The sequence below is a fragment of the Arsenophonus endosymbiont of Crataerina pallida genome (assembly GCF_964020125.1).
In the GTDB taxonomy this organism is placed as follows: domain Bacteria; phylum Pseudomonadota; class Gammaproteobacteria; order Enterobacterales; family Enterobacteriaceae; genus Arsenophonus; species Arsenophonus nilaparvatae.
Genome location: NZ_OZ026540.1, coordinates 1,718,345 through 1,735,813, shown reverse-complemented (window position 1 = coordinate 1,735,813; position 17,469 = coordinate 1,718,345). Strand labels below are relative to the sequence as shown.

Annotated in this window: 12 protein-coding genes, 3 pseudogenes and 1 other annotated feature; of the genes and pseudogenes, 5 read left to right on the top strand and 10 right to left on the bottom strand. The window is 38.9% G+C overall.

Annotated features, from left to right (window positions below):
• Nucleotides 1-29: 29 nt before the first annotated feature.
• The 3 genes and pseudogenes from thrC to thrA form a co-directional block, all read right to left on the bottom strand.
• A pseudogene (thrC, locus tag AACL31_RS09330) lies at nucleotides 30-1,320 on the bottom strand (threonine synthase).
• Between the two features lie 2 nt (nucleotides 1,321-1,322).
• Complete coding sequence (thrB, locus tag AACL31_RS09325) at nucleotides 1,323-2,252, bottom strand: homoserine kinase (protein WP_310511466.1); 930 nt, start codon at nucleotides 2,250-2,252, stop codon at nucleotides 1,323-1,325.
• Nucleotide 2,253: 1 nt separating this feature from the next.
• Nucleotides 2,254-4,719: pseudogene (thrA, locus tag AACL31_RS09320) on the bottom strand (bifunctional aspartate kinase/homoserine dehydrogenase I).
• 25 nt (nucleotides 4,720-4,744) lie between these two features.
• Nucleotides 4,745-4,872 (bottom strand) — a sequence feature (Thr leader region).
• On the opposite strand from thrA, the gene AACL31_RS09315 reads away from it, so the two are divergent.
• Nucleotides 4,784-4,936 (top strand): hypothetical protein, encoded by a 153-nt coding sequence (locus AACL31_RS09315; RefSeq protein ID WP_339053955.1) that lies wholly within the window; start codon nucleotides 4,784-4,786, stop codon nucleotides 4,934-4,936. (Overlaps the previous feature by 89 nt.)
• Before the next feature lie 614 nt (nucleotides 4,937-5,550).
• Complete coding sequence (gene arcA / locus AACL31_RS09310) at nucleotides 5,551-6,267, top strand: two-component system response regulator ArcA (RefSeq protein WP_310511464.1); 717 nt, start codon at nucleotides 5,551-5,553, stop codon at nucleotides 6,265-6,267.
• 52 nt (nucleotides 6,268-6,319) lie between these two features.
• Here the strand turns inward: arcA and creA are convergent, their stop codons facing one another.
• Nucleotides 6,320-6,802, bottom strand: coding sequence for a protein CreA (gene creA / locus AACL31_RS09305; RefSeq protein ID WP_310511463.1), 483 nt, complete (start codon nucleotides 6,800-6,802; stop codon nucleotides 6,320-6,322).
• A gap of 167 nt (nucleotides 6,803-6,969) precedes the next feature.
• On the opposite strand from creA, the gene robA reads away from it, so the two are divergent.
• Nucleotides 6,970-7,875, top strand: coding sequence for an MDR efflux pump AcrAB transcriptional activator RobA (gene robA / locus AACL31_RS09300; RefSeq protein ID WP_310511462.1), 906 nt, complete (start codon nucleotides 6,970-6,972; stop codon nucleotides 7,873-7,875).
• Between the two features lie 93 nt (nucleotides 7,876-7,968).
• Here the strand turns inward: robA and gpmB are convergent, their stop codons facing one another.
• On the bottom strand, nucleotides 7,969-8,616 hold the full coding sequence (gpmB, locus tag AACL31_RS09295; RefSeq protein WP_310511461.1) for a 2,3-diphosphoglycerate-dependent phosphoglycerate mutase GpmB: 648 nt from the start codon (nucleotides 8,614-8,616) through the stop codon (nucleotides 7,969-7,971).
• A gap of 51 nt (nucleotides 8,617-8,667) precedes the next feature.
• Between gpmB and yjjX the strand changes: the two genes are divergently transcribed.
• Nucleotides 8,668-9,183, top strand: coding sequence for an inosine/xanthosine triphosphatase (gene yjjX / locus AACL31_RS09290; RefSeq protein WP_310511460.1), 516 nt, complete (start codon nucleotides 8,668-8,670; stop codon nucleotides 9,181-9,183).
• A gap of 95 nt (nucleotides 9,184-9,278) precedes the next feature.
• On the opposite strand, the gene trpR is transcribed toward yjjX, so the two are convergent.
• Together trpR and sltY are read right to left on the bottom strand one after the other, a co-directional pair.
• Nucleotides 9,279-9,599, bottom strand: coding sequence for a trp operon repressor (gene trpR, locus AACL31_RS09285; RefSeq protein WP_409013907.1), 321 nt, complete (start codon nucleotides 9,597-9,599; stop codon nucleotides 9,279-9,281).
• Between the two features lie 73 nt (nucleotides 9,600-9,672).
• A complete protein-coding gene (gene sltY, locus AACL31_RS09280; protein WP_310511459.1) occupies nucleotides 9,673-11,595 on the bottom strand; it encodes a murein transglycosylase in 1,923 nt (640 codons plus the stop codon).
• Between the two features lie 436 nt (nucleotides 11,596-12,031).
• Here sltY and ettA point away from each other — a divergent pair, with 436 nt between their 5' ends.
• On the top strand, nucleotides 12,032-13,699 hold the full coding sequence (gene ettA, locus AACL31_RS09275) for an energy-dependent translational throttle protein EttA (RefSeq protein ID WP_310511458.1): 1,668 nt from the start codon (nucleotides 12,032-12,034) through the stop codon (nucleotides 13,697-13,699).
• Nucleotides 13,700-13,742: 43 nt separating this feature from the next.
• Here the strand turns inward: ettA and nadR are convergent.
• The 3 genes and pseudogenes from nadR to serB all read right to left on the bottom strand — a co-directional run bounded on the left by nadR (nucleotide 13,743) and on the right by serB (nucleotide 17,394).
• A pseudogene (gene nadR, locus AACL31_RS09270) lies at nucleotides 13,743-14,989 on the bottom strand (multifunctional transcriptional regulator/nicotinamide-nucleotide adenylyltransferase/ribosylnicotinamide kinase NadR).
• An 11-nt stretch (nucleotides 14,990-15,000) separates the two neighbouring features.
• Nucleotides 15,001-16,383, bottom strand: a complete 1,383-nt coding sequence (gene radA, locus AACL31_RS09265) for a DNA repair protein RadA (protein ID WP_310511457.1) — start codon at nucleotides 16,381-16,383, stop codon at nucleotides 15,001-15,003.
• Nucleotides 16,384-16,416: 33 nt separating this feature from the next.
• A complete protein-coding gene (gene serB, locus AACL31_RS09260) occupies nucleotides 16,417-17,394 on the bottom strand; it encodes a phosphoserine phosphatase (RefSeq protein WP_310511456.1) in 978 nt (325 codons plus the stop codon).
• Nucleotides 17,395-17,469 lie beyond the last annotated feature (75 nt).

The following is a 17,469-nucleotide window of genomic DNA, read 5'->3' as shown; positions in this document are numbered from 1 at the left end:
GCTAACGCTTCCATTTCAGATCATTGTTATTAAGTCGCATGCATAAATAAAAATTTACGCAACAAAGCAAAATCAGCGGGTAATTGATGGGAAAATATCGGTAAATTAGCTCGTTTTGCTAAAGCAGCTGGTAATGGTAATGTTTTAGCAAGAATACGATCGACACTCTGTTTAAATTTTGCTGGATGTGCGGTACTTAAGAACAGCCCATATTCATCATCTTGCAACTGATCACGTAAAATACGATAAGCAACTGCGCTATGTGGCTCAGATATATAGCCTTTACTAGCCAGTTGTTGAACGGTTTTTTCGGTCATTCTATCATCAACAACACCATAACTAAGCTCATCAAGTCCCCATTTTTGGCGCTGGAAAAGTGTCTCTATCCGTGGCCAATTATTGGGTTGGCTGACATCCATTGCATTTGACAGAGTCGCTATCGTTTGATTAGGCAACCATTTGCCCTCAGACAGATAGCGTGGAACAGTATCATTAACATTAGTAGCAGCTATAAAACGCTTCACCGGTAGCCCCATTGCTTTGGCAAATAAGCAGGCGGTTAAATTACCAAAATTTACCACTGGGTACGGAAATAACTAACTGTTGACGGTTTTCAACCGCTAACTGTGCAACAGCCTCAAAATAATAACAAATTTGCGCCAATAACCGGCTAATATTGATAGAATTCGCGGAGGTTAAACATAATAGCCGTTTTAATTCTTCATCATCAAAAGCCTGTTTTACCAGCCTTTGACAATCATCAAAGTCACCCTTGATTGCGATAGTGTGGATATTTTCCCCTAGTGTACAGAATAATTTCTCCTGTAAAGGCGTGATCTTATTTTCCGGATAGAGAATAATAACCTGAACATTTTTAAGACGATAAAAAGCATGGGCTACGGCGGCGCCAGTATCACCTGAAGTAGCGGTTAAAATAGTAATGGGTTGGTTACTGGCAATTTGTGCCAATATTTGTGCCATAAATTGGCCACCAAAATCTTTAAATGCTAAGGTTGGGCCATGATACAACTCCAGGCTGGCAATATTTTCTTCTATTGGTCTAACAACTAACGGAAAATTGAACGCCTGTTTAACACACTCTGTCACTTGTTCTAACGGCATTTCATCGCCAATATAGGCTGATAAAATATAGCTACTACGGGTGATAAAATTGCACTGTAACCATTTAGCTAGCTGTTCATCATTCAGTTTTGGTACATTAAGCGAGAAAAAAAGGCCCTGCTGCTGACCAAGCCCTTGTTTAACTGCCTGCACAAAACTGACCTGCTCACTTTGATTTTTTAAATTATATAATTTCATTTTTAGCCTATCACTCTTGCACCAACTTGATCTAAACGACACATGTGCACAAAACCTGTTCCATTTTGTAGGTAATATTGTGTCAGCCATTGCATTACTTTTTCTGCTGTCTTTTTTTCATAGCAAATTGCAAATAATGTCGGCCCAGAGCCAGAGATACCACAAGCGACTGCGCCGATATTTTTTACTTTTTCGCGGGCTGCGATAAAACCGGGCAATATTTGAGCACGATAAGGCTCAGCGATCACATCCTGTAACATATCGATCGCTAAATCAGTTTGCTGGGTATGGCAGGCATGAATAAAACCGGCTAATAATCGACCATGATTAATCGTATCCTGCCGTTGATAATGGCTCGGCAGAATCGCCCTCGCTGCTGCTGTGGCAACCTTGATTCCTGGGTAAGCCATTACCCAAATCCAATCCGCAAAAATAGGGATTGATTGACTCAGCACATTATTTTGTTCGACTATCAGTTGCATACCGCCCAAATAACAGGGCGCAACGTTATCATAATGAATACTACCAGCGACACGCCCTTCCAATTGTCCCATCATTAATAACAAGCTGTTTTTATCAAAAGGGCGACCGCTATATTCATTTAATGCCATCAGCGCTGCTACCACTGAGCAGGCACTAGAGCCTAATCCAGAACCAATCGGCATATTCTTTTCTAATGTCATTTCAACATTGAGAGATTCACCCAATTCTTGACAAAACAGTTGCCAGGCCTGATAGACAATATTTTGCTGCGGCAGCTGGGGCAATTTGCCAACAAAAGATCCGCTATTTTTCAAATTAAACTTATCTGCCTTCACGACCGAGACACAATCACCTAATTGCCTATTATCTATCGGAGAGATAGCCGCACCTAATACATCAAACCCAACACTGACATTACCTATCGATGCGGGTGCATAAACCTTGACCATTTTATGCTCCTATTTTCCTTGTTAACGTCCGTAATATATCGGCAAATACCCCTGCGGCAGTAACATCATTACCCGCACCTTAACCTCTTAATACTAATGGAATAGGCTGATAATAGCGGGTATAAAATGCTAAAGCATTTTCACCATTTTTAACTTTATAAAGTGGATTGTGTTCATCGACTGCTACCATTTTTACCTGACAACAACCGTCTTTAATTAACCCGATATAACGAAGAACCTTTCCCTGTGCCGTTGCTTGGCTAACCCTTATTTTAAAATCTTGATCTAATTGTGTTAATTGTTGAAGAAAATGGTTAACGTTACCACTAACATCAAAAGAGGCGGGCAATATAGGTTCAATTTCAATATCATTAAGTTCAAGACAATAACCGGCTTCACGCGCTAGGATCAACAGCTTACGAGCAACATCGATACCAGAAAGATCATCTCGAGGATCTGGTTCAGTAAAACCTTTTTCTTTTGCTAACAGCGTCGCCTGCGATAAAGACACCCCTTCATCGAGTAAACCAAAAATATAGGAAAGTGAGCCAGAAAGAATTCCGCTAAACTCTAGCAATTCATCACCGGCATTGAGTAAATTCTGCAAATTTTCAATAACCGGTAAACCAGCACCAACATTCGTTTCATACAGAAATTTACGTTTTGATTGCTCAGCAACCAATCGGAGCTGGTGATAATAATCCATACTATCTGTATTGGCTTTTTTATTTGGCGTAACAATATTAAACCCCGCCTTAAGCAAAAAAGCATAGTGCTTCGCTATTTGCTGATCAGCAGTACAATCAACGATGACTGGATTGAGAAAACAGTGTTTATCCTGTAATTGGCACAGATCACTTAAACTAAAAGCTTGTTTAGATTGTGATAATGCTATTTGCCAATTATCCAGCGTTAAGCCTTTAATATCAGTTAACATCACCCGCGAATTAGCAATTGCACAAACTCGCAGATCAATATGTTTCTTTTTCAACCAATTTTGTTGCCGATAAATTTGTTCAAGTAAAGCATTGCCAACACCAACAACACCAACAACAAAAACATTGATAATTTGAGCGGTATCAAACAACATTTGGTGACATAATTGCGCAGCGATTGTAGTCATATTATTATCAATCACAGCAGAAATTGAACGCTCAGAAGAGCCTTGTGCAATAGCGACAATGTTAATATTACCAAGCGTCAAGGCAGAAAAAAAACGGGCTGATATTCCCTTGAAAGTTCGCATTCCATCACCAACGACTGAGATAATAGCAAGCTGCTCAATGATATCCAATGAGCTAAGCAAACCTTCCTTTAATTCCAAATAAAACTCTTCAGTCAGTGCTTTATATACCTCAGCTAATTGATCCTGATGCAGACAAAAACTAATACTATATTCAGAAGAAGATTGCGTGATTAATACAATTGAAATTCCCTTATACGACATGGTGGAAAAGATGCGAGCAGCCATACCTACCATACCCTTCATACCCGGCCCAGAGACATTAATCATCGCCATATTATTTAGACTGGTGATCCCGTTAATTAGCATACACTCACGGTTTTCAACATTACCAATCAAAGTGCCATTGCCATTAGGCACTGAGGCATTTTTAATTAAACATGGGATCTGAAATTGGGCAATCGGAGCAATTGTTCTAGGATGGAGGACTTTAGCGCCAAAATAGGAGAGCTCCATGGCTTCTTGATAGGATATTTCTGTTAGCAAACGAGCCTCTGGTACAATACGGGGATCACAAGTATAAACACCATCAACATCGGTCCAAATTTCACAATAATCTGCCTGTAAGCAAGCAGCAAGAACAGCGGCTGAGTAATCTGAGCCATTACGTCCTAATATTACTGGTTCATTGTGCAAATTACCGGCGGTAAAACCCGCTAACAAAATAAGATGATCTTTAGGTATATTCAACGCGCTAATGCGCTGGCTAGATTCACGGATATCCACTGTCGCGCTAAGATAGTGCCCTTCAGCGAATAAATTTTCTACTGGATCAATAATCGTTATTAGATAGCCACGGGCACGCAGTATCGATGCCATAATAGCAATCGAAATTTTTTCGCCGCGACATATTAATCCGGCATGAATACTTTCTGGGCATTGTCCCAATCCTAATAGCAAAATGCCATGTAAGATTTGCTCAATTTGAATAAACTCATTTTCAATCATTTGCCTGACTTTTTCATATTCAAAATCAGATTGCTTATTCTTCAAACCGGACAGCAAGGTAGAAAAAATGTCCTTCGCCGCCTTGATATGCACAGTAATATCAGCGCCCGACGTCGCCGCATCGATCATAGCAACAAGATAATCCGTGATCCTCGCTGGTGCCGATAAAACTAAAGCCACCGGCCCTTGTGTAAATTTATCCGCGACAATATTAGCAACGTTGAGCATTTTATTATCATTAGCAACCGACGTTCCACCAAATTTGAGCACACGCACTGGTTTTTTCCTCCTGAAATTGCGTTAAAAAAAAACCCGCATCATTTGCTTGGATGCGGGCTTTATGTTCGATTTTGATTTTAGTTATGAGTCAGCCCGCCCCATAACCAATGGTTACGGTAGTGGTAATAATAGTGGTAATAATAGTGGTAATAATAGTGGTATTGAAGCTGGTCTTACGCATCACTGTCCTAAGTTTCTATTAAAAAATATTTAGCTATATACTGGTTAAAACAATTTTAATGCAAAGTCAAATAATTTGTTCTTTAATTACTAAAACTAATTAAACATATTCATTTCTTTGTTAAGTAACTATTACCAATAGAATACATTTCACTTTAAGCAGATAAAAAAACAAACATAACCGAATAAATGAGAATTTTTATCTATTTACAATCAGCAACGCTTGTATGTTAACAGATAAATAATAATATGAAGCTTGGCGTTTATATTTTTCATATAAATTACATTAGTGCCTATATTAATTTAAATACAATATTTTATGACACAAAAAATCATATAATTTAAGTAATAATCTTTATAATAGCTTTATTTCGATTTTGACGTGTATCAACAAAAGTCATTTTTTTAGGTGGTAAATAGGCTTTTAGCTGTTATATTGCTGTTAACATAAAATGAGAAAAGAATTGTTTAGTAAATTTCTTTTAGGTTCGGCATAATTGTTTTTTTTGTTACAAAAAAATTATATGAACTTTAATGATATTCGCTAAGCTTTCATTAGTATTATAAAACGAAATTAGAGAAAGCATGCTCTTGAAACATTAGTGTGTAAATCTGGTAATTTATATTGTAGAGAGTTAGGTAGCACATATGCAAACCCCACATATTTTGATTGTTGAAGACGAGATTGTCACACGCAATATCTTAAAAAGCATTTTCGAAGCAGAAGGCTATATTATACATGAAGCTACTGATGGAGCCGAAATGCACAATATTTTATCTGATAATGATATTAACCTGGTCATTATGGATATTAATTTGCCAGGCAAAAATGGTCTGCTACTTGCGCGCGAATTACGTGAGCAAGCTCATGTTGCGCTGATGTTTCTTACCGGGAGTGATAATGAAGTTGATAAGATATTAGGATTAGAAATTGGGGCCGATGATTATATAACTAAGCCTTTCAACCCTCGCGAATTAACAATTCGTGCCCGAAATTTACTTTCGCGCACAATGAATCTTTGCCAAATCAGTGGTGAACGCCGCCAGGTAGAAAGTTATAAATTTAATGGCTGGGAACTGGATATTAACAGTCGCTCTTTAGTCAGCCCGATTGGTGATCAATATAAATTACCACGTAGTGAATTCAGAGCTATGTTACATTTTTGTGAAAATCCAGGCAAAATTCAAACACGTGCAGAACTATTGAAAAAAATGACCGAACGTGAATTAAAGCCCCACGATAGAACTGTTGATGTGACTATCCGCCGTATTCGTAAACACTTTGAATCGATAGTCGATACACCAGAAATTATTGCCACCATCCATGGTGAAGGTTATCGCTTCTGTGGTGATATTGAAGAATAAATATAACATATTAAACCCCTTTTTTTAGGTGTTGGGGGGTTTAATAAATATATTAATGCCATGGCATAATTGGCACAGCACTAATAGCATTTTTAGGCGATCCATCAATTATTTTGTCTGAATAAGTTAAATAAATAAGTGCATTCCGTTGTTTATCGTAGAAACGTACTACTTGTAGTTTTTTGAAAATCAATGAAGTAAATGAAGTACGTTTTTGAAAAACAACTTGCCCCTTTTTATTATTTAATTTAATTTTGTCATCTATAATTATTGGCCCAACCTGTTGACAAGAAATTGCCGAATCAGCAGTATCTTCTGCCAGGCCGAGACCTCCTTTAATACCGCCTGTTTTTGCTCGACTCAGATAACAAGTTATATTATTAATATCCGGATCGTCAAATGCTTCAATAACAATTTTATTATCAGGACCAAAAAGTTTAAATACCGTATCAACTGAACCGATTTCTTCTGCCAATATTGAATTTGGTAGAAAAAATATTATTAAAATAGATAGTAATTTTGATAAATTTCGCATGATATCAATTTTCCTTAATAACACTCATTAAATAATAAAATTATTTTTACATTATTAATATCCATAAAAATAATAAAATAGCTATATAAAGCAATTTAGTATTAAATGGATGTTTATTATAAATTCTTTATACTATTTATAGGTGATTATTTAAACCAGGTACTTCTATGGATCAAAGCAATATTATCCGCGATTTACTGTATTGGATAGACACACATCTAGATCAGCCGCTATTTCTCGATAACGTCGCAGCTAAAGCTGGTTATTCAAAATGGCATTTACAGCGGATGTTTAAGAACATTACTCAGCAAGCTATTGGCTCTTATATCCGTGCTCGCCGACTTTCCCGTGCGGCTGTTGCTCTTAGGCTGACTAGTCGGCCAATTCTTGATATTGCACTGCAATACCGTTTTGATTCACAGCAAACCTTTACTCGTGCGTTTAAAAAACAATTTGGCATTACACCAGCTCTCTATCGTCGCAGTGAAGAGTGGTGTGCTACAGGTATGCAACCACCAATCACTCTAGAAGAACAAAAATTACCAAATGTGTCCTTTGTCACACTAGCACCGAAACATTTAATGGGAATAGAACAAACTTGCTCATATATATTAGAAAAATGGTCTACTGCCTGTGCGGAAATGCGCCAACATTTCTGGCAATATTATCAAGATAAAACAAAAATTATACCTAATGAAGTTTATGGATTATATCGTGTCGTGCATAGCTCAGAAAAGGATGATGAACAAACGGTTTCATATATCACTGCAGTCGAACCGCAATATGCTGATAATGAAAATAATTTATACCATTCAGTTATCATCGAAGGCGGTGATTATGCCCGCTTTACTTTTGAAGGAAAACCAACAAAAAGTGATCTACAACAGTTTTTATATATGATTTATGGTGTTTATATGCCTAATCTCAATCTAACCCGTCGCTCGGGACACGATATAGAACATTATCAGCTGAAAGATCCTAATAATCCTGAATGTAACTACAATAATCCAGAAAACCATATGGTCTCATTTGATTATTTTGTGCCGATTAAAAGAACGCCTTCCACCAGCTAAAATGAATTGATTATAATAGTTACTCCCTAATCAAATCCAGGGGAATATTTCCCTTGGCAAAATTATTCTTACATTATTTAATTATTACCAGAGTTAAATTTGCTGTTCATCTAATGCTGGCTCAACTAAATGAGAGATATCCCCTGCGGTTTCTACTACCCAGCCATTGGCCAACCAAGGCGTTTCCTGAAAATCTACCTTTGAAATAGAGCAGTTACGTAAACGTAAACGCCTTTCAGCGTAAGTCGGCACACCCAGTATGCGATTAAGTAGTGCTCCTAACCCTATCCCATGACTAACCAATAAAGGTATACTCCCTGCTGGTAAAGAACGACACTTCTCTAGCGCAGTAAACATGCGTTCTGTTATCTCTCCCATAGATTCACCATCGGGAATACGTGCTCCAGGAGAGCCATTAACTAAATTTCGACGCCAACGCTCTTCTTCGTCACTTAACGAACTAATTGCCCGCCCTTCAAGGATCCCCATGTTCAATTCTCTTAACCGTGGCTCAAGAATAATGTTACAATGGCAAGCTTGCGCGATAATTTCTGCCGTTTTCTGCGTGCGCCCTAAGTCGCTGGATATAATGTGAGTGATGCCAATTGATTTCACTCTTTCAGCAACCAATTTAGCTTGTCCAATGCCAACTTCAGTGAGTGGGCTGTCAGATTGTCCCTGAATACAGTGAGCCACGTTCCATTCAGTTTCTCCGTGGCGAACAAGATAGACCTGTAACATAATAATTTTCCATTATACTTCACAAAATAATATTTTAAAGGATACTAATTAATGTATAAAGTAATCGCAGCAACCGCAAATCCAGCCAAAATAAACGCTATTCATTTAGCATTTGAAGCTGTTTTTGGTGCTGGCAATTATCAAATAGAAAGTATCAATGTTAGTAGTAATGTAGCCCAACAACCAATTGGTAATACGGAAACCCGCACAGGTGCACGCCAGCGTGTTATGGCTTCACGTCAAGTTAGGCCTGAAGCCGATTTTTGGGTAGGTATTGAAGCTGGGGTTGAAGATGAAATGACTTTTGCCTGGATAACCATTGAACATAAACAAATTCGCGGTGAATCGCGTTCTGCCAGTATTATGTTACCGGAGCAAATTTTGTTTAGTATTCAACAAGGCCGCGAGTTAGGCGATGTGATGGCGAATATCACTGGTATGGCTAATATTAAACACAACGAAGGCGCAACTGGTTTTTTTACCAATGGTTTACTCAGCCGTACCAGTGTCTACCAACAAGCGCTTATTTTAGCATTAGCACCTATCCAACATGAAATTTATAAATAACTTAATGTGCTACATGACGGCTAACTCATGTCAGCGTAACCAAATCGTATAAAGAGTGGCTAAAGGTGTACATTTTACAATTTAATAAAAGATGTTTATGGCTTGAGTAACTGCTGTTCCAACCAAACTTTCACCTCTTTAGTCGCACTCTTCAGACTATTAGAACCCCGCGTGATGGTTGCAATTCCGACACCTAACTCACTTTTAAGCTCTCGCTGACTCATTTCACCGTCCATTAATGCCTGAATAATCCGAACTCTAGTCCCCAATGCCACACGTTCATCTGGGGTTAAAAATAATTGTAAAATGGGTTGCTGTAACTCTTGTTGGAAAGCACTACGCAATAATTCGACAAAGCGTTGCCAATCACTATTTTCTTCTGGTTGAAGAGCTGGATCAATAAGATAGTTTTCCATAATATATACCGCCATACTATTTAACTAGTACAATAGCATAACATAAACAGCTCGGTGATGGACATAAAGAGCACTAATAGTTCATCATCCATTCGCTTTTTGTTAAAATTTTAACTGATTTAGCGAGAAAATATTGATAAAAAAGATTGTAGACAAGTACATTTTTAACATAACGTCGCGTTTCAGAAAATGGGATACTTTCAATAAAAGAGATAACATCTAATTTTCCGTTACTGATTGCTAACCAACGCGCCACTCTGGCAGGTCCAGCATTGTAAGCAGCACAAGCTAATACCCGGTTAAATCCAAATTGCTGAAAAACTGTCTCCAAATATGCGGTACCAAGCTCAATATTTTTTTCTGGATCAATTAACTTACTACTATCGGTATAATCTGCAATGCCATTCAATTTTGCCACTTGTTGTGCTGTCTGTGGCATTAATTGCATCAAACCAATCGCACCCGCAGCAGAACGCACTTGTGGATTCCAACCACTTTCTTGTCTGGCAATCGCCATGGCAAAACTTTTATCAATTTTTTTATCTTTTGTGTGCCGTTCAAATTCACGTTCCCAGGCAATAGGAAAACGCTCTGTTAAATGATCCCATAGTTTGGCAATAATTGTCGCCTGTACACTCAAATCAGCCCACCGATGTTCAAATGCATAGCGTGCTAGTTGCTGTTGGCGGATTTTTTTCTGTCTGATAAGCAGATTAATCCATTCAGTGCGGGCTAAATTTTCCTTTTTCCAAAACAACAATTCACCTATTCGCTGTACCTCAGGCAATAAATCGATATCATTTTCAGGTTTAGCGGCAACCGCAATATTTATAGGATACGGAATGTTCAATTTTTGTGCCGCAACCATAGGATAAAATCCGCGCCGTTTCACCAAGTTGAATAATATCTTTTTACCTTGTTTAGGCTTACCTTGAGCGATTAGGGTAATAGCCTGCCAATATTGCCACTCTTCCTTATTTCGGCTTTCTTTAGGTAATCGCTTTAACCATTGCGCAAGCGAAACCATATCATTGCTTGCTAGAGCTAAACGCACCCTTCGTTCACGTAAAGAAATTGAAGATGAGTGTTGAATAACAGTATCACGCCACTTAGCTTGTTGTAGCGTCACCTCTCCGAATAATTGCCAGGCGATATCATCCTTCAATTGCTGCTGTTGTAAAGGGCTCATTTTCTGTGCTTGGATAATAATCGGTATCGCAGCCTTAGCCTTCTCTACCGACTGGCTGGCAAAGCGGTTAAAAAACAACAATATCACTTGTCGATTAAACGCCGATGGCTTGACCAGGCTGGCAAATTTCACCACTAAAGAGGGATCTTGCTGTAATTTGGCCAAGCGCTGGCCGATAATTTGATCTTTAGTTGGCAACCGATTGACTAGGCTGGTAACCAGAGCAGCATCATTGCTTTTAATAGCTAAAAAAATACGTTGCAAAATCAATTCAGTGGTTAATTGTCCAGCTTGTTGCCAACGGGTAAAAAGCTGTTCGCACGCTTGGGGTAGTAGATAGCCGTGTAACCAAATCTGTTTCGCTCCCTGCCACGCCGCTTGCTTATTACCTGTTTGCCATTTGGCATAGTAATAATTACAACGAGCAATAATCGGCCTCGGCGGTGAAGGGCTAAAAGCTAGCAAGCTATGCCATTCTTTACGCTGGGCAAGCTGATTGACAAAAAGGGTAGACAACTTTTGATTGAGGGGAAAATGGGGATATTGTTTGATAAAAGTCTCAACTTGCGCTCCAGAAATGGTATTAAGCTCTTGCGTCAATCGCCGATATGCCAGATAAGGATAAAGCGGATATTCGGTTAATGTTGGCATCAAACTTGCGACTCGATGATTATCATTAGCATCCCAGGCTTGCTTAATTGCCTGATAACGCTCACGTTGAGCGGCTAATGAATCACCCAGAACATGGAAAGGTAACCAGAGTATTATCAGCAATATTATCTCTGGCCACCATTTTCTCGACGCCATTATTTACTCCTGTCTAAGATAACTATATCTATATAAAATATTATTATCCAAAACAAATATAATTACTGAACTAATTTAAGAAAATAGATCATAAAAATATAATTCCTTAGGATTGCAAAATGATTGCCAGTACGCTTGATGAACAATATCCTACATAAAAATTAAACTTTTAATATTAGTAAATAGGATCGTGTATAATAACCACTCAGCAACCTACCCGCTTAATTACATGGCTCATTACAATGTGAATAAGGTAATCATTTATTTTAATAAAACTTTATGCTAAAGATCTGCAATAAATTTTTGATTAGATCTTATTAATATTATTAATCGTAATTTAGGCAGAGTTTAATTAAATGCCTGAATATTTTCTTCAAATGAGATAAGCAACCCGTTGATATCTAAAATTATTCAATTAGCTAAAAGGTAGAATAAATTGGCACAGTTCATCTATTCCATGCATCGAGTGGGAAAAATTGTCCCACCGAAAAGACATATCTTAAAAAATATCTTTCTTAGTTTCTTTCCAGGTGCCAAAATTGGTGTTCTTGGCCTTAATGGAGCGGGTAAATCAACATTACTTCGTATTATGGCTGGTATCGATACTGAAATTGAAGGTGAGGCACGCCCCAATCCAGGGATCAAAATTGGCTATCTCTCCCAGGAACCAAAACTTAATCCTGATCATACCGTACGTGAAGCAGTCGAAGAGGCAGTTAGTGAAATAAAAAATGCTCTTACTCGCCTTGATGAAGTCTATGCGGCCTATGCTGAACCTGATGCTGACTTCGATAAACTGGCAAAAGAGCAAGGCCAGTTAGAAGCCATTTTGCAATCACATGACGGACACAATTTGGATAACCAGTTGGAGCGTGCAGCCGATGCATTACGCCTACCAGCCTGGGAGACAAAAATAGAACAACTTTCAGGTGGAGAGCGGCGTCGGGTAACTATTTGTCGTTTATTGCTGGAAAAACCCGATATGCTATTACTTGATGAACCAACTAACCATTTGGATGCAGAATCCGTCGCCTGGTTAGAACGGTTTTTACATGATTACGAAGGCACTGTTGTTGCTATCACTCACGATCGCTACTTCTTAGATAACGTAGCAGGTTGGATCCTGGAACTTGATCGCGGAGAGGGTATTCCATGGGAAGGTAATTATTCCTCTTGGTTAGAACAAAAAGAGACTCGCTTAGCACAAGAGGCTTCCAGCGAAGCTGCTCGCCGCATATCGATCGAAAAAGAACTTGAGTGGATCCGACAAAATCCTAAAGGCCAGCAAGCAAAAGGAAAAGCCCGTTTAGCCCGTTTTGAAGAGTTAAACAGTGTTGACTATCAAAAACGTAATGAAACCAGCGAGCTCTTCATTCCGCCAGGACCTCGTCTAGGAGACAAAGTTTTAACGGTTGAAAATCTCAGTAAATCCTATGGTGATCGGGTTTTAATTGATAACCTTAGTTTCTCGATCCCTAAAGGGGCTATCGTGGGTATTATCGGCCCAAATGGCGCGGGAAAATCAACCCTTTTTCGCATGATTTCAGGTCAAGAACAACCTGACTCTGGCACAATAACCTTAGGTGAAACCGTTAAAGTTGCCTCAGTTGAACAATTTCGTGACACCATGGACAATAATAAAACCGTGTGGGAAGAGGTTTCCGGCGGACAAGATATTATGCGTATCGGTAATTTCGAAATTCCAAGTAGAGCTTACGTCGGACGCTTTAATTTCAAAGGAGTTGATCAGGGTAAGCGAGTTGGAGAACTCTCTGGTGGTGAACGTGGCCGTTTACACTTGGCAAAACTACTTCAGGTTGGTGGTAATATGCTACTACTTGATGAGCCAACTAACGATTTGGATGTCGAAACATTACGCGCGTTAGAAAACGCATTACTGGAATTTCCTGGCAGTGCATTAGTTATTTCCCACGATCGCTGGTTTCTTGACCGTATTGCCACTCATATTATTGATTATCAAGATGAAGGAAAAATCACTTTCTTTGAAGGTAATTTTAGTGAATATGAAGATTATAAAAAACGGACATTGGGCGCTGATGCGCTAGAACCTCATCGCATCAAATATAAAAAGATGAGCAAATAAATAGGCCAAATAAGATAAGGCTTGCTAAAGCGAGCCTTATCATTTAAAAATTCGGAGATTTTTCATCCATCATAAGCAGTTGCTGAACCAACTCAATACAACGTAAAAAACGCTCATCATAATTAGGCGAATCAACCACCACAAATTCCACTTGATTTTCAATCAGTAGTTCAATCAATAAATTTTGAAATGTTATACGTTCCTCATCACTACCCAAACTGCGTAATCCATCAGCAACCCATGGGGTATTATTTTCTAATAAAATAACCAGATCAAAACGATATTCATCAATTAATGCTTGCACAAAAGGATGTGGTTTCCCCTCATATCGTTTACAAAAAGCTTGGGTGGTAATGAAATCAGTATCGATAAAGGCAACTTTATTGGCATATTTAACGGCAAAATCAATATATTTTGCATGACCCAATGCTATCTTGTCATAGTCAGAATATTGTAACGCCATCTCATCGCCACCTAAATGAGAGAAAACATAATCACGACCATATTCCCATGCACTGGTGGTGTTAAAATATTCGCAAGCTTATTAACTAAAGTCGATTTACCACTTGATTCCCCACCTAATATGGCTACCTTACGCACAAAAAATGGTTTTACTTCCGTTGGAATATATTCCCAATACCGAAATGGCGCTTGCCTAATTTGATTGCCACTAATATTCATAAATGTGCGCTCAGGATCAATAAGCACCACTTCTGCACCAAGATATTTTTTATAATGCGCAATATCATCCACTTCGCCAGAATAAATAAATTGTGGTTGAATATTTTTTGCCATTAAAAATTTTTTCATTCCTTCGCTCCATACTTGCCAGCCATGTGGGTATGGTTCTATGCCTTGCTCATCAAAGGAATGAATATAAATATTTTTTTGATATTTGAAAGTTTGTAATAACCATCGTAGCCGATCGCTCACTGTCGGTTGCTGTGACATCGAACTGTCGATAAAAAGCGCCCGATCACGAGGTTCATCATGACAAAGAATGACATATAATTCATCAACTTGACTACACGCACGCTGTATCAGGTAAATATGGCCTGTATGCAATGGATAAAACTTACCAAATACCACACCAATACGTTTAGGCTTTAATGGATATTCAATATTTAAAAAACGATGCAATGTGGCAATTTTGCGCGCGCTAGGATTATTAATTTTTTCATTAATTAATTGGCTTAAATAACCTTTTGTCATGCCGCAAGCAGTCGCAATCTGTTGTAAAGTACAACCTGTTTGTTTAATAGCCTGTTTCAAATAATCAAACTGTTTCATCGCTTCTCCGGTTAATCAAAGTTTTCCATAACCGTTAATGCCTCTGACAGTTTTTTCACACCAAATAACTGCATATTGGGTAATGGTTTTTTGGGCACATTAGCATAAGGAACAATCGCTCGTTTAAAACCATGTTTTGCCGCCTCAATAATCCGCTCTTGGCCACTAGGTACTGGACGGATTTCACCCGCCAATCCAACCTCACCAAAAACCACAACATCACGCGGCAATGGACGATTACGGAAACTGGATACTAAAGAAAAGAGTAAAGCAAGATCAGCACTGGTTTCCGTCACTTTAACCCCACCAACAACATTAACAAAAACATCTTGATCCGACATCTGTAATCCACCATGCCGATGCAAAATAGCCAGCAAAATCGCTAATCGATTCTGCTCTAAACCGACAGCAACGCGTCGCGGATTAGCTAGCATTGAATAGTCCACTAACGCCTGAATTTCCACCAGCAATGGTCGCGTTCCTTCCCAAACAACCATCACCGAGCTGCCCGAAGTGATCTCTTCTGCTCTACTGAGAAAAATAGCCGATGGGTTACTCACTTCCTTTAACCCTTTTTCTGTCATGGCAAATACACCCAGTTCATTAACCGCACCAAATCGATTTTTATGACTTCTTAAGGTACGAAATCGTGAATCTGCTTCACCATCGAGCATTATCGAACAGTCAATGCAGTGTTCAAGTACTTTCGGGCCGGCCAAAGAACCATCTTTTGTGACATGCCCTACCATAATAATGGCGATCCCTCGTGTTTTGGCAAATCGGGTAAGATAAGCCGCAGTTTCTCGGACTTGTGCCACACTACCAGGTGATGACTGTATATCCGCGATATGCATGACCTGAATAGAATCAATCACCATCAATTTTGGCTGTTCCTGCTCTGCAACCAAACAAATCTGCTCAATACTGGTTTCAGATAACATATTGAGATTATCGGACGGTAACCCTAATCGATGCGCTCGCATCGCCACTTGCTGTAAAGACTCCTCACCGGTGACGTATAAAGTTTTCATCTGTGATGAAAGCCGACATATAGTTTGCAAAAGCAATGTGCTTTTACCAGCACCTGGGTTACCACCAATTAAAATCGCGCTACCAGGTACCACACCACCACCGAGAACACGATCAAATTCTTTGAAATCAGTAGAAAAACGTGGCAATGCTTCTAAACTAATGGCAGACAATTTCTGTACTTGGTTATCTGTAGCACTACCGGCATAACCATTAAGGCGTTCTGCTCGCGAGGTAGAACTGGCAGCTAATCTTACCTCGGTGATCGTATTCCAGGTATGACAAGCGATACATTGGCCTTGCCAGCGTGGATAATCTGCACCACATTCATTACAGACAAATGCTCTTTTTATTGCTTTTGCCACCGTTATTGCCTCTTTTATTTATTGATTTGATCGTTAACGCTCTTCATGCTTTAAGCCACCACTTAAAGCAAAAAGTACACCCATCAAATCTGCATGTTGAATCGCTACTTTTGCCCTGGCCTGTACTTTAGATTTAGCATGATAAGCAATACCCAATCCCGCCTTACGGATCATTTTTACATCATTTGCGCCATCACCAATAGCAACGGTTTGCTCGATTGGAATAGAGAATTGTCTAGCTAATTTTATTAAGGTTTGTGCTTTGACTTTAGCATCCACAATGTTGCCATTCACCTTACCGGTCAATTTGTTATCTTTAATTTCAAGTTTGTTAGCCACCGCAGCGGTTAATTTTAATTTTTCCTTCAAATAATTAGTAAAAAAATTAAATCCACCTGAAACAATAACAACATGCCAATCAAATGCCTGCAACTTACGGACAAGACTGGTTAAGCCTGGTGTCAGTGGCATATGCTCTAATACATTTTGCAAAATTTGCATGTCGGCTCCAGCAAGTAACTTAACCCGAGCTTTTAAACTTTCACTAAAATCAATTTCCCCTTGCATTGCGCGTTCTGTAATTTCAGCAACCTGCTGGCCAACTCCCGCCAAACGAGCAATTTCATCAATACATTCGATCTGAATTGCCGTTGAATCCATATCCATCACCAACAAGCCTGGCGCACGTAAACGGGGAATATTACCCAGCGGTACAACATCTAAACCACACTCTTCAGCTATTTTCTTTATTTTTGCGCTTAAGCTACCCGCGATACGAACGACTTGATAATCATCAATACGCCAAGAAGAAACAATCACAATCGCATTACCAGAGCGTTGTTGAAATTGACTGATACGTTGCTTATTCAGTCCTCGTCCATAAAGCAACCAACCACTATCTCCAGCCCGATAATCCAAAGGCATAACCTCTTCACCACTTAGTGAAAGCGGTAATCCAGGCCATTTTTGGATCTCATTAGGCAAATAACAATAGGTTAAACTCGTCGACATTAATTCATACTCCTGTCATCCAATCACGACAATTAGCCAACAAAAAAACGGCTTTTCAAACTATCCTATCATCTT